13 protein-coding genes are annotated in these 12,141 nt (G+C 71.1%); 5 read left to right on the plus strand and 8 right to left on the minus strand.

Annotation, left to right across the window (positions count from 1 at the left end; translation table 11 throughout):
* Position 1: 1 nt before the first annotated feature.
* The 5 genes from E0E30_RS08650 to murI form a co-directional block, all read right to left on the minus strand.
* Positions 2-475, minus strand: coding sequence for a dihydrofolate reductase (locus E0E30_RS08650; RefSeq protein ID WP_130865921.1), 474 nt, complete (start codon positions 473-475; stop codon positions 2-4).
* 24 nt (positions 476-499) lie between these two features.
* Complete coding sequence (locus E0E30_RS08655; protein WP_130865922.1) at positions 500-1,312, minus strand: thymidylate synthase; 813 nt, start codon at positions 1,310-1,312, stop codon at positions 500-502.
* Between the two features lie 4 nt (positions 1,313-1,316).
* Entirely contained in the window at positions 1,317-1,928 is a 612-nt protein-coding gene (gene rdgB, locus E0E30_RS08660) for an RdgB/HAM1 family non-canonical purine NTP pyrophosphatase (protein WP_130865923.1), read from the minus strand.
* A complete protein-coding gene (gene rph, locus E0E30_RS08665; RefSeq protein WP_130866820.1) occupies positions 1,925-2,617 on the minus strand; it encodes a ribonuclease PH in 693 nt (230 codons plus the stop codon). The genes rdgB and rph overlap by 4 nt, the downstream gene beginning before the upstream one ends.
* Before the next feature lie 262 nt (positions 2,618-2,879).
* Complete coding sequence (gene murI, locus E0E30_RS08670) at positions 2,880-3,734, minus strand: glutamate racemase (protein ID WP_245306669.1); 855 nt, start codon at positions 3,732-3,734, stop codon at positions 2,880-2,882.
* A 254-nt stretch (positions 3,735-3,988) separates the two neighbouring features.
* Between murI and E0E30_RS08675 the strand changes: the two genes are divergently transcribed.
* The 3 genes from E0E30_RS08675 (at position 3,989) to E0E30_RS08685 (ending at position 6,961) form a co-directional block, all read left to right on the plus strand.
* Positions 3,989-4,282 carry a FeoA domain-containing protein gene (locus E0E30_RS08675; protein WP_130866822.1) on the plus strand — a complete coding sequence of 98 codons (294 nt, stop codon included), beginning with the start codon at positions 3,989-3,991 and terminating at the stop codon, positions 4,280-4,282.
* A 209-nt stretch (positions 4,283-4,491) separates the two neighbouring features.
* Positions 4,492-6,378, plus strand: coding sequence for a ferrous iron transporter B (gene feoB, locus E0E30_RS08680; RefSeq protein ID WP_210115880.1), 1,887 nt, complete (start codon positions 4,492-4,494; stop codon positions 6,376-6,378).
* A gap of 10 nt (positions 6,379-6,388) precedes the next feature.
* Positions 6,389-6,961 (plus strand): NifU family protein, encoded by a 573-nt coding sequence (locus E0E30_RS08685; protein WP_245306554.1) that lies wholly within the window; start codon positions 6,389-6,391, stop codon positions 6,959-6,961.
* Positions 6,962-6,985: 24 nt separating this feature from the next.
* On the opposite strand, the gene E0E30_RS08690 is transcribed toward E0E30_RS08685, so the two are convergent.
* A complete protein-coding gene (locus E0E30_RS08690) occupies positions 6,986-7,570 on the minus strand; it encodes a DUF2017 family protein (protein ID WP_130865925.1) in 585 nt (194 codons plus the stop codon).
* Positions 7,567-7,860: an ATP-dependent Clp protease adapter ClpS gene (gene clpS / locus E0E30_RS08695; protein WP_210115808.1), complete on the minus strand. Its 294-nt coding sequence runs from the start codon at positions 7,858-7,860 to the stop codon at positions 7,567-7,569. Before clpS ends, E0E30_RS08690 begins: the two co-directional genes overlap by 4 nt.
* A 258-nt stretch (positions 7,861-8,118) precedes the next feature.
* Here clpS and E0E30_RS08700 point away from each other — a divergent pair, with 258 nt between their 5' ends.
* Both E0E30_RS08700 and E0E30_RS08705 read left to right on the plus strand, forming a co-directional pair.
* Entirely contained in the window at positions 8,119-9,453 is a 1,335-nt protein-coding gene (locus E0E30_RS08700) for a nicotinate phosphoribosyltransferase (protein ID WP_130865926.1), read from the plus strand.
* 192 nt (positions 9,454-9,645) lie between these two features.
* Positions 9,646-9,921, plus strand: coding sequence for an HU family DNA-binding protein (locus tag E0E30_RS08705; protein WP_130865927.1), 276 nt, complete (start codon positions 9,646-9,648; stop codon positions 9,919-9,921).
* 72 nt (positions 9,922-9,993) lie between these two features.
* On the opposite strand, the gene malQ is transcribed toward E0E30_RS08705, so the two are convergent.
* Positions 9,994-12,108, minus strand: coding sequence for a 4-alpha-glucanotransferase (malQ, locus tag E0E30_RS08710; protein WP_130865928.1), 2,115 nt, complete (start codon positions 12,106-12,108; stop codon positions 9,994-9,996).
* Positions 12,109-12,141: the final 33 nt, after the last annotated feature.

Genomic DNA, 12,141 nt, shown 5'->3' on the forward strand with positions numbered 1-12,141 from the left:
CTCAACGGTCGATCCGCTCGTACCGGACGAAGTCGAACCCGGCGCGCGGCTCCCGGGTGGTCTCGCGCCAGCGCTCCGGGTCGATCGCCGGGAACCGGGCCGAGCCGTCGGGGCTCTGGTGCACCTCGGTGATGTCGAGCTCGTCACACAGGTCGAGCGCGGCGGCGTAGATCTGCGCCCCACCCGCGACGAAGCAGATCTCCTCGCCGGCCTCCCGGGCCATCTCGAGGGCACCGGCGACATCGTGGGCGACCCGCACCCCGTCGCGATGCCAGTCGGCGTCGCGGGTGCAGACGATGGCCGGCCGGCCGGGCAGGGCGCCGATCTCCTCGAAGGTCCGCCGGCCCAGGACGAGGGTGTGGCCCATCGTCACCTGCTTGAACCGACGCCAGTCCTCGGGCAGGTGCCACAGCATCCCGGACCCCGATCCGATGACGCCGTTGCTGGCGACGGCGGCGATGGCGACGACCTTCATCCTCAACTCCTGCGACGGCGATCCTCAGACCGCGATGGGGGCCTTGATGGCCGGGTACGGGTCGTACCCGGTGACCGTGATGTCGTCCAGCTCGAAGGCGTCGATCTGCCGGACCTCCGGATTGAGGACGAGTCTGGGCAGGGCGCGCGGGGCGCGCGAGAGCTGCTCGTGCACCTGGTCGAGGTGGTTGACGTAGATGTGGGCGTCACCGATGGTGTGGACGAACTCCAGCGGACGCAGCCCGGTGACTTGGGCGACGAGATGGGTGAGCAGGGCGTACGAGGCGATGTTGAACGGCACCCCGAGGAAGGTGTCGGCGCTGCGCTGGTACAGCTGGCAGCTCAGCCAGGTCGGCGCGCCGTCGGGGCCCGGCGTCACGTAGAACTGGAAGAGGGTGTGGCACGGCGGAAGCGCCATGGCGTCGACCTCGGCGACGTTCCAGGCCGAGACGATGTGCCGGCGCGACCACGGGTTCGTCCGGATCTGGTCGATGACCCTGGCGATCTGGTCGATCGTCCCGCCGTCCGGTGCTGGCCACGACCTCCACTGATGGCCGTACACCGGCCCGAGGTCGCCGTTCTCGTCGGCCCACTCGTCCCAGATGTGGATGTCGTGGTCGTGCAGCCAGCCGATGTTCGTGTCACCGCGCAGGAACCACAGCAGCTCGCCGAGGACCCCGCGGGTGTAGATCTTCTTCGTCGTCATGAGGGGGAACCCCTCGCGCAGGTCGAAGCGCATCTGGTGGCCGAAGACGCTGAGGGTTCCGGTGCCGGTGCGGTCCCCGCGCGAGTTCCCCTCCTCGAGGATCCGACGCAGCAGGTCGTGGTACTGCTTCATGGCCTCATCCCACCAGATGCCGGACGACGACGGGCACGATCGCGCGAACGGCCTGACCCCGATGGCTGATGGCGTCCTTCTCGTCGGCCGTCATCTGCGCGCTGGTGAGCTCGCCGAGTTGGGCGTCCGGGACGAACATGGGGTCGTAGCCGAAGCCGTTGGTCCCGCGGGCCTCGTCGATGATGCGCCCCTCCATGGTGGCGACCTTGGTCACCTCGGTGCCGTCGGGGTCGACGAAGGCCATGGCGCAGACGAACCGGGCCGAGCGGCGGTCGGCGGGCAGGTCGAAGGTCTGGTCGAGCAGGAGCTGGAGGTTGGTGGCGTCGTCGGCCCGCGGCCCGGACCAACGCGCCGAACGGATGCCCGGCATCCGGTTGAGGGCGTCGACCTCGATGCCCGAGTCGTCGGCCAGAGCGGGCAGCCCGGTGCGCTCGGCCGCGGCCCGGGCCTTGATGAGCGCGTTCTCGACGAAGGTACGGCCGGTCTCGGCCGGTTCGGGGTACCGAGCGACCTCGTGCAGCCCGACGACCTCGACGCTCGAGTCGGCGGCGGCGAAGGTGCGCCGCAGCTCCTCGAGCTTCTTGTGGTTGTGGGAGGCCAGGATGACGCGGCTCACAGCGACTCCCCCAGCGCCTGCTCCTGGATGGTCCTGAGCTGGGCGCAACCCTGGGCGCCGAGGTCGAGGAGGGTGTCGAGAAGGTCACGGTTGAACGGCGCCCCCTCGGCGGTGCCCTGGACCTCGATGAACTCCCCCGACCCGCTCATGACGACGTTCATGTCGGTGTCGGCGCGCGAGTCCTCCTCGTAGGCGAGGTCGAGCATGGGGGTGCCGCCGACGACGCCGACGCTGATGGCCTGGACCGACCCGGTGATGGGGTCGCCGGCCAGTGACCCGCGCCGGCGCAACCACTCGACGGCGTCGACGAGGGCGACGTAGGCGCCGGTGATCGAGGCGGTGCGGGTGCCCCCGTCGGCCTGGAGGACGTCGCAGTCGAGGACGATGGTGTTCTCGCCGAGGGCCTTCTCGTTGACGACGGCCCGCAGGCAGCGGCCGATGAGGCGGGAGATCTCGTGGGTCCGTCCACCGACCTTGCCCTTGCGCGACTCCCGCTGGGAGCGCTCGTTGGTGGCACGCGGCAGCATCTCGTACTCGGCGGTGACCCAGCCCAGGCCCGACCCCTTGCGCCAGCGCGGGACCCCTTCGGTGACCGAGGCGTTGCACAGGACGGTGGTGCGCCCGAAGGTGACGAGCACCGATCCCTCGGCCTGCTGCAACCAGCCGCGCTGGATCCTCACCTCGCGCATCTGGTCCAGGGCGCGCCCGTCGACCCGGGCTCCGGCAGTGACTGCAATGTGGCTCTCATTCACGCTCACACCCTACTTGCGGGCACTGACAGGTCTGCGCTGCCACATTGCGTCCGGTCGAGGAGGAGCCGGGAGGAAGCACAAGGACGCCGCGCAGGGATGCGCTGGAGCGTGTGCCCCGGGACTGCCGCACCGTCGCCGGCGACCGCCCGCAGCCCCTGCCCGCGAGCCCCGGACCCTCGCCCCCGAAGCCCCCGAAGCCTCAGCCCCGCACGACCGCGTGGTCCCCCAACGGCGACTCGGCCACCCCGACGCTGTGGACGTCGTGGACGAACCCCTCCATGAGCCGACGGCCGAGCCTCTCGAAGCGCTCGGCGTTGCCGGTGGTGAGGAAGTATCGGCTGGGCTCGCGGGCCTCGGTGTGGAGGATCCCCTCGCGCCGCAGGGTCGAGTAGGACGCCCGGGCACATTCCTCGGAGCTCGAGATGAGGGTCACCCCGTCGCCCAGCACGTAGCTCACCAGCCCGGCCAGCAGCGGGTAGTGGGTGCAGCCGAGGATGAGCGTGTCGCAGCCGGCCTCCTGGATCGGCGCCAAGTACTCTCGCGCCACCTGCTCCAGCTCGGGCCCCGAGGTCACCCCGTTCTCGACGAAGTCGACGAAGCGCGGGCACGCCTGGGTGGTGAGGGTGATCCCCGGCACCGCGGCGAGGGCGTCGTCGTAGGACCGGGAGCGCGCCGTCGCCTCGGTGCAGATGACCCCGATCCGACCGTTGCGGGTGGCCAGCGGTGCGCGCCTGGCGGCCGGTGTGATGACGTCGATGACCGGCACCTCGTACCTCTCCCGGGCATCCCGTAGGACCGCCGAGGAAGCGGTGTTGCACGCGATGAGGAGGGCCTTGACGCCGTGGGCGACGAGTCGGTCGAGGCACTGGAGGGCATACTCGCGCACTTGGGCGATGGTCTTCTCGCCGTAGGGCGCCCGGTCGGTGTCGCCGAGGTAGACGATGTCCTCGTTGGGCATGAGGTCGACCGCGGCCCTGGCCACTGTCAACCCGCCGAATCCCGAATCGAAGATGCCGATGGGCGCGTCGACGGACTCGTCCTCCGCCAGATCCACGGACCCGGCGATCCGTCCCCCGCCCGCACTGCTCGTCACGGCAGTCCACCCTACCGCCGGCGTCACGGGCCCCATCGTGAGCGCGTGGGGCGGCATCGACGACCATCGACACCCTTTCCGTGAGGGATTTGTCACAAAATTGACCCCGGTGGTGGAAAGTTAGGCATGCCTAAGTTATCGTGTGAGTCGTTCCGGGACGGTCCCGGACGACCATGACGAGGAGGCCGACGGTGAGCGTTGACGCTGTCGAGGCCATGCCGATCCCCGAGCGCACGCTGCACCCGGTGCCGCTCAGTCAACTGCGCGCCGGGCAGACGGGCACCATCACGAGCCTGGACGCCGCCTGCGACCCGTCGATCTGCCACCGTCTCCAGCTGCTCGGCTTCTCGGCCGGACGCGAGATCTCCAAGATCCGCCAGGCCCCGCTCGGTGGCCCCATGGTCTTCCGGGTCTGCGACGTCCACATGTGCCTGCGGCGAGCCCAGGCGGAGATGATCATGGTCACCGTCGACGATCCCGGCGAGAGCTGCCCGCTGCCGCGCCGCTGATCCGCTGGCTGCGCGCCGATCCCGACATCACTGCGACGCCCCTCGACAGCCCCGTGGCAACGCGGGCCGGACGAGTGGTCCCGTCACGCCCTCATCCACCCGCGATCCCGTCGCCCGACCTGAAACCGGTGACCATGGCCACGACCGACCTCTCCTGCCACCCGGACCCCGCAGTCGACGCCCCCGAGGGCGCCACCCGGATCGCCCTGGTGGGTTCCCCCAATGGCGGCAAGACGTCCTTGTTCAACCGCCTCACCGGGCTGCACGCCAAGACCGGCAACTACCCCGGCGTCACCGTCTCCCGCACCCAGGGCCTGGCTCGCATCGCCGGCCACGACTACGCCATCGAGGACCTCCCCGGCACCTACTCCCTGGCCCCCATCTCCCCCGACGAACAGGTCGTCATCGACGTCCTCGACGGGAAGATGGCCGGGGTCTGGGCGCCGGACGCCCTCCTCGTCGTCGCCGATGCCACCGCCCTGCGTCGCTCCCTCCTCCTGCTGGCCGAGGTGCTGCCCCGGCATCGCCCGACCGCCGTCGTCCTCACCATGACCGACGAGCTGCGACGCCGCGGCGGATCGATCGACGTCGAGGCCCTGAGCCAGGCCCTCGGCGTGCCCGTGACCTCGGTCGTCGCCAACCGTGGCATCGGCATCGGGGAGCTGCGCCACCTCATCGCCGACTGGCGCAGCTGGTCGACCCCACCACTCGACCCGCCGAGCCACCCGGAGGAACTCGCGGGCTGGGTCGACTCCGTGCTGTCCAGCGCCGGCCACCAGCCACCGACCCCGGACACCCGCACCGAGCGGATCGACCGGCTCCTGCTCCATCCGGTGTGGGGAACGATCGTCTTCTTCGTCGTCATGTTCCTCTTCTTCCAGGCCCTCTTCACCTGGGCGGCACCGGCCCAGGACGCCGTCGAGAACCTCTTCACCTGGCTCGCCGGGCTCGTCGACGAGCACGTCCCGAACCGGCTCCTGGCGGGTCTGCTGGGCGACGGGATCCTCGGCGGTGTCGGATCAGTGCTCACCTTCGTGCCCCAGATCCTCCTCATGTACCTGCTGCTGGCGCTGCTCGACGCCGTCGGCTACATGTCCCGGGCCGCCTTCCTCATGGACAAGGTCATGAGCCGCGCCGGGCTCGAGGGACGCGCCTTCGTCGCCATGCTCTCGAGCTTCGCCTGCGCCATCCCCGGGGTCATGGCCACCCGGACCATCCCCTCGTCGAAGGACCGCATCGCCACCATGCTCGGGGTGCCGTTGGCGACCTGCTCGGCCCGGCTGCCGGTGTACCTCCTGCTCGTCGGGATGCTCGTGCCGCAGTCGGCGTCGGTCGGACCCTTCACGGGTCGTGGCCTGGCGATGTTCCTGCTCTACCTGCTCGGCGCGGTCTCGGCCATGACGGCGGCCTGGGTGGTCAAGAAGATCACCGACCGGTCGGGCACCCTGCTGCCCTTCTACATGGAGATGCCGCCCTACCGCATCCCCACCCTGCGCTCGGTCGGCATCGCCATGTGGGAGCCGACGAAGGCCTTCCTTCGCAAGGCCGGCACCATCATCATGGGCGCGACGATCATCATCTGGGCGCTGACGACCTTCCCCATGCGCTCGGACGCCGCGCTCACGGCAGCCGGGGTCGACCCGACCGATGAGACGGCGGTGACGGCGTACACCATGGAGCACTCGGCCGCCGCGGCCGTCGGCCACGCGGTGGAGCCGGTCTTCCGCCCCCTCGGCTTCGACTGGCGGGTCGACGTCGCCCTCATCGGATCGTTGGCGGCCCGTGAGGTGAGCGTCTCGACCCTGGGCCAGATGGCCTCGGCCAGCGATCCGGAGGACGACGGCCAGGTGGCCCAGAAGCTCGAGAAGTGGATCTACACCGACGGCTCGCAGGTGGGCCGGAAGGTCTTCACCCCGGCGACCGAGGTCGCCTTCCTCCTCTTCTTCGCCTACGCCCTGCAGTGCATGTCGACGGTCGCCATCATGAAACGCGAGACCGGAGGATGGAAGTGGCCGTCGATCGCCTTCGGGTACATGTTCGCCCTGGCGTGGATCATGGCCTTCATCGGCCACACGGTGACCGGGTGGATCCTGTGAGGCGGCTGCCGTGACCCAGCCCATCGCCATCCACCCCGAGACGACGGCGTCGCCGCGGACCCTGCGCTGGGTCGTCTCGCACCTCACGCTGCCCTTCGCCGGGCCGGTGGCCTCGGCACCCGGACTCGACGACCTGGGCCTCACGGACGCGCGCGTGGCCGAACAGGGCGGCGAGCCCGGGACCGCGGTCGTCGAGCGGGTCGAGGCGACGGCCGACGCCGTCCTCGTCACCCTGGCGCCGGGCCGGGACTGGCGCTCCGAGGGGCCCGTGGTGCGCACCGCCCTGACGACCGCCCTGGGTCGGCTCGACGAGTGGGTCCCGGGGGCCCGGGCGCATGAACTCGGGCCCGATGACGCCCTGCGGATGTGCGCCACCGAGCTCATCGAGGGCCCCGTGGGACAGATCGCGACCGCCCACGGTGGGTCGATCGAGCTCGTCGAGGCCCACGACGGGGTGGTGAGCGTGCGGATGCACGGGGCCTGCAAGGGGTGCCCGGCCGCCGTCATCACCATGCACCAGCGCCTGGAGAACCAGCTGCGTCGCCGCGTCCCGGACCTGCGCGAGGTCGTCGAGGTCCGCTGATCCTCGTCCCGGTGCGGGGCGGCGTCAGGGCGCGGACGGATCGGGCCAGGCGACGTCGATGAGGATCTCGGTGAGCGCCCCGAGCCACTCGTGCATGTGGTGCAGGTCGGTCTCCAGGCCCTCCTGCGCGGCCTCAGCGATCTGCCTGGCGCTGATCTCGTCGATGACGCCGAGTTGGTCGGCGATGGCCACCCGCATCGTCGAGCAGGTCCGGGCCCAGCGCAGGGTCGACCTCTCGTCCATCGTCAGGGCGCCGTGGCGGAGGGTCTCGACGTCGGCGCGTAGGGCGACCAGGTCGGCTCGGAACCCCGCGAGGAGCTCGGCGTCGTGGGCGGCATGGAAGTCGGCGTTGGCCGCCGGGTCGTCGGGGAAGGCGTCGGCGAGAAGTCGGGTCGGGGAGTCGAGAGTGCCCTCGAGCTGGGCGTCCCAGGCGGCGAAGGGGTCGTCCGGCGTCCTCGGGCCCGGGTTCGGGGTGCCGGCGGCGGTGGTCGTCGTGTCGACGTCCTCGATGACGAGGGCGTATCCGTCGAGGGCTGCCTCGAGGTGGGCGAGTTCCTCGGCGTCCATGCGCAGGGCCCATCGACCCCGACGGCGTCGCTCGACGATCACCGGTCCGACCCCTCACCCCGGCCGAGGGTGGCGCGCAGCCCGTGCCGATGCATGGCCGCGACGTCGGCCTCCATCCGATCACGGGACCCGCGGGAGACGACCGCCCGACCCTCGGTGTGCACCTGCATCATGAGCTGCTGGGCCCGGGCGCGACCGTAGCCGAAGTAGGTCATGAAGACCATCGTCACGTAGCTCATGAGATTGACGGGATCGTCCCAGACGATCGTCGTCCACTCCTGCTCGGACGAGGTGGTGGGTGCAGGGCGTACCTGCGGCAGGGCCATCGGCATGGGGCCCATTCTTGCTCACGCACAGCCCGGCACCGCGAGGGTCGCCCGGGGCGACCGACACGGATCCCCGCGGAACTCCCCCTCGGCGCACGCGCGGCGGCCATCCGGCGAGTTGCGCGGTGAATCGTGGCGGTCGGGTCGGCAGGACCGCTCGACGGCACCCGCTCACCAGATGCCCCGGCACCGTCGCTGGCCCCGCGCCGGGCTATCCGGGACCGCCGCCGGGCACGCCCGTCCACGGCGGGTTAGGGTGAGGCCATGTCGACCTCACTGCTGACCGACCACTACGAGCTCACCATGGTCGAGGCGGCGATGCGCGCTGGCACCGCCTCGCGCCGCTGCGTCTTCGAGATGTTCCCCCGCCGGCTGCCGGAGGGCCGCCGCTACGGCGTCGTCGCCGGAACCGGGCGGATGCTCGAGGCCCTCGCCGAGTTCCACTTCGACCCGGACGAGGTCGACTTCCTGCGTCGCACCAAGGTCGTCGGCGAGGACATGGCCCGTTGGCTCTCCGACTACCACTTCAGCGGGACCATCAGCGGGTACGCCGAGGGCGACCTCTACTTCCCCGGCTCGCCACTGGTCACCGTTGAGGGCACCTTCGCCGAGGCCTGCGTGCTCGAGACCCTCCTGCTGAGCATCTACAACCACGACTCGGCGGTCGCCTCGGCGGCGTCCCGGATGGTCCTCATGGCCGAGGGCCGGCCGATCATCGAGATGGGGTCCCGGCGCACCCACGAGGAGGCGGCCGTCTCCGCGGCGCGGGCCGCCTGGATCGCCGGGTTCGGGCCGACCTCGAACCTCGCCGCCGGCTACCGCTACGGGGTGCCCACCTCGGGTACCGCCGCCCACGCCTTCACCCTCCTCTTCGACACCGAGGCCGACGCCTTCCGCGCCCAGCTCGAGACCTACGGGTCGGCGACGACGCTGCTGGTCGACACCTTCGACATCGAGCAGGCGGTCCGTGAGGCGGTCCGGCTCACCGACGGCCGGCTCGGGGCGGTGCGCATCGACTCGGGTGACCTCGCCATCGTCGCCCGCCAGGTCCGCGACCTCCTCGACGACCTGGGAGCCACGAGCACCAGGGTCATCGTCACCTCCGACCTCGACGAGTGGCAGATCGCCGCCCTGCGCGGCGCCCCGGTCGACGGCTACGGGGTCGGCACCTCGGTCGTCACCGGCTCGGGCGCACCGACGTGCTCGTTCGTCTACAAGCTCGTCGCACGGGCCACCGAGGACGGCCCGGACGCCCCGCTGCTTCCGGTGGCCAAGAGATCGGCGCACAAGTCGACCGTCGGCGGCCACAAGTACGCCCTGCGCCGGCTCGGCGCCGACGGCGTCGCCCAGGCCGAGATCGTCGGGGTCGGGGAACGACCCACCGGCGACGGGGACGACCGCGACCTCATCGTGCCGTTGGTCACCGAGGGCCGGATCGTCGGCTCCGAGCCGATCAGCGCCGCCCGGGAGCGTCACGCCCATGCCCTCACCGAGCTGCCGTTGTCGGGCCGACGCATCTCCCGGGGCGACCAGGCCATCCCCACTATCATGGTCCGCGGCGGCGGGGCGGACGCCGTCCTGGGCGCCTCCCTCGACTGACGCAGCGGGGCGCACCCCTCCGAGACCCCGTGCGGGGCCCGAGAGGGCCCTCAGGGAACCAAAATCACGCCCTGGTTGGCTTGTGAGGCGGGTATTTCCTTGACTGGGCCCGTGGTGACGCTACTGTCCTCAGTGTGGAACGACCGCCCAGGTCGGCCCGACACCTGTCCCTGTGACGCACTAGGAGACCCCATGACCAAGTCCGAGCTCATCAAGGCCATCGCGAAGAAGGCCTCCCTGACCGAGGCGCAGACCAACGAGGCCGTCAAGGGCCTCACCGACGTCATCACCGAGGCCCTCGCCCAGGGTGACAAGATCCAGCTCCCCGGCCTCTTCACCGCCGAGGTCGTCGAGCGTCCGGCCCGCAACGGTCGCAACCCGCGCACCGGCGAGGCGATGGAGATCCCGGCCCACAAGGCCGTGAAGATCTCGGCCTCGAGCACCCTCAAGAAGGCCGTCTCCGAGTGAGTCGGTGATCTCGAACGACGTGAGGGCCGCCCCTGATGGGGCGGCCCTCACGTCATCTCGGGACCAGCGGCCTCAGCCACGCAGCACGGCCGCCAGACGCGCCGCCCGCTCGTCCTCGAAGACGTCCTCCAGGAGGATCGGCGTGCCGTCCGGCCCGCTGAGCGGCACCCGCCAGTTGGGGTACTCGTTCTCGGTGCCGGGCAGGTTCTGGGTGCGCGGGTCGCCGACGGCGTCGGTGAGGGTGGCGTTGATGACCTTCGACGGGGTCCAGGTGAGCATCCGGTGCATGGCCAGGACGATCTGCTCGGGATCGTCCTGTTCCTCCCCCAGCGCCCCCCGCTCGCGCAGCGCGGTCAGCCAGGACTCGCGCTCGCGCCGGGCCACCTCACGCTCCTCCTCGAGGGACTCGGTGAGCAGGCCCAGGCTGTCGCGCAGGTCGACATGGTCGCCGGCCAGGTAGCCGACGGTCGGCGGCAGGTCGTGGGTCGTCACCGAGCTCATGGCGTACTCGCGCCACTGCTCGGGAGCCAGCGGGCGGCCGTCCGGCCCGACCTCGAACCACATGACCGAGGTGCCGAGGATGCCGCGATCACGCAGGAACTCGCGGACCCACGGCTCGACGGTGCCCAGGTCCTCGCCGATGACGAGGGCCCCGGCCCGGTAGGCCTCGAGGGCGACGACGCCCACCATGGCCTCGTGGTCGTAGCGGACGTAGGCACCCATCCGCGGGCCCAGGCCCTTGGGAACCCACCACAGCCGGAACAGACCCATGATGTGGTCGATCCGCACCCCTCCGGCGTGCCTCATGGCTCCGGCGACCATCTCGCGAAGCGGGGCGTAGGCCATCTCCGCCAGGACGTCGGGACGCATCGGCGGCTGGCCCCAGTCCTGGCCGGCCTGGTTGAAGGCGTCCGGGGGTGACCCGACGTGGACGTCGCGGGCGAAGAGCCGGCCGAGGATCCACGCGTCGGCCCCCGCGCCGTTGACGCCGACCGCCAGGTCGCAGACGAGACCGACCGGCATCCCGCTGTCACGGGCGGCGGCTTGGGCGGCCGACAACTGCTGGTCGGCGATCCACTGCATCCACACGTAGAGGTCGATCCGGTCGGCATGGTCACGTCGGTAGGCGGCGACCTCCTCGCTCGTGGCGTCCTGGAGGTCGGCGGGCCAGTCGCGCCAGTCGGCACCGAAGTCCTCGCTCAGGGCGCACCACGTGGCGTAGTCGACCAGACGCCGTCCCCGGGCGGCGCGGAAGGCCTCGTAGGCCATCCGTCGGGACGGCGCCAGCTCGACGTCGTGGATGAGCTCGAGGGCGGCACGCTTGGCCGCCCACGACCGATCGCGGTCGAGGACGACGTTCGGTCCCTCGTCGAGGGTCCCGTGCCGGGCGCGCTCGATGTCGGCCCGGGCCTCCTCGCCCAGGTCGTGGTACTCGGGGATGGACTCGGGGCGGATGTACAGCGGATTGAGGAAGAGCCGGCTGCTCGGCAGGTAGGGAGACGGTTCGATCGGCGCGACGACCTGCGCTGCGTGCAGTGGGTTGGTGAGGAGGTAGCCGGCCCCTTGGTACGCCGACCAGGTGCACAGGTCGGCCAGGTCGACCAGGTCACCGAGCCCCCAGGACCTGCGCGACCGGACCGAGTACAGCTGCGCGGCGTATCCCCACACCCGGCTCGACCCCATGGCGCGCGGCAGCCCGACCCAGTTGGGGGTGACGATGAGGGTCGAGGTGGCCGTCGTCCCGTCGCCGACGGTGGCGATGAGGGTGTGGTAGCCCAGCGGCAGGTCGCCGGGGACGGCGAAGGTCGCCTCGCCCGTCATGGCACCGTCGATGGGCCGGTCGGGGTTCCAGTTGTCGACCTGCCAGCACTCCCGGTCCCGACCGTCCTCGAGGTGGACCTGCAGGTGCACCCACTGCCCGGCGGGCACGTGGAGGTCGACGCGCCCCTCCGCATGCTCCCGGACGACGACGCACGGCGGCAGGGTGCGACGCCAGGGGTCGTCGCGCAGTCGCTGCAGTTCCTCGGCCGCCCGCTGCGGGGTGGAGGCGTCGACGTCGAGCTCGGCGAGCACCGCGATGACGGTCTGCTCGGCCACCTGGGTGCGCCGACCCTTCCAGTCGTAGAACTCCAGGGCGATGCCGAAATGATCCGCCAGGGCGACGAGGTTCGGGTCGGACAGGGACATGGTGGGCCTTCCTACGGTGGGGGGCTGGGTGTC

Origin of the sequence: Acidipropionibacterium timonense (genome assembly GCF_900605005.1) — a bacterium.
GTDB classification, from domain to species: domain Bacteria; phylum Actinomycetota; class Actinomycetes; order Propionibacteriales; family Propionibacteriaceae; genus Cutibacterium; species Cutibacterium timonense.

Coding starts and splice junctions, on each gene's coding strand:
- E0E30_RS08650 (WP_130865921.1), bottom strand. CDS start 475: ATGAAGGTCGTCGCCATCGCCGCCGTCGCCAGCAACGGCGTCATCGGA.
- E0E30_RS08655 (WP_130865922.1), bottom strand. CDS start 1,312: ATGAAGCAGTACCACGACCTGCTGCGTCGGATCCTCGAGGAGGGGAAC.
- rph (WP_130866820.1), bottom strand. CDS start 2,617: ATGCGCGAGGTGAGGATCCAGCGCGGCTGGTTGCAGCAGGCCGAGGGA.
- E0E30_RS08675 (WP_130866822.1), top strand. CDS start 3,989: ATGCCGATCCCCGAGCGCACGCTGCACCCGGTGCCGCTCAGTCAACTG.
- clpS (WP_210115808.1), bottom strand. CDS start 7,860: ATGCCGATGGCCCTGCCGCAGGTACGCCCTGCACCCACCACCTCGTCC.
- E0E30_RS08700 (WP_130865926.1), top strand. CDS start 8,119: ATGTCGACCTCACTGCTGACCGACCACTACGAGCTCACCATGGTCGAG.
- E0E30_RS08705 (WP_130865927.1), top strand. CDS start 9,646: ATGACCAAGTCCGAGCTCATCAAGGCCATCGCGAAGAAGGCCTCCCTG.
- malQ (WP_130865928.1), bottom strand. CDS start 12,108: ATGTCCCTGTCCGACCCGAACCTCGTCGCCCTGGCGGATCATTTCGGC.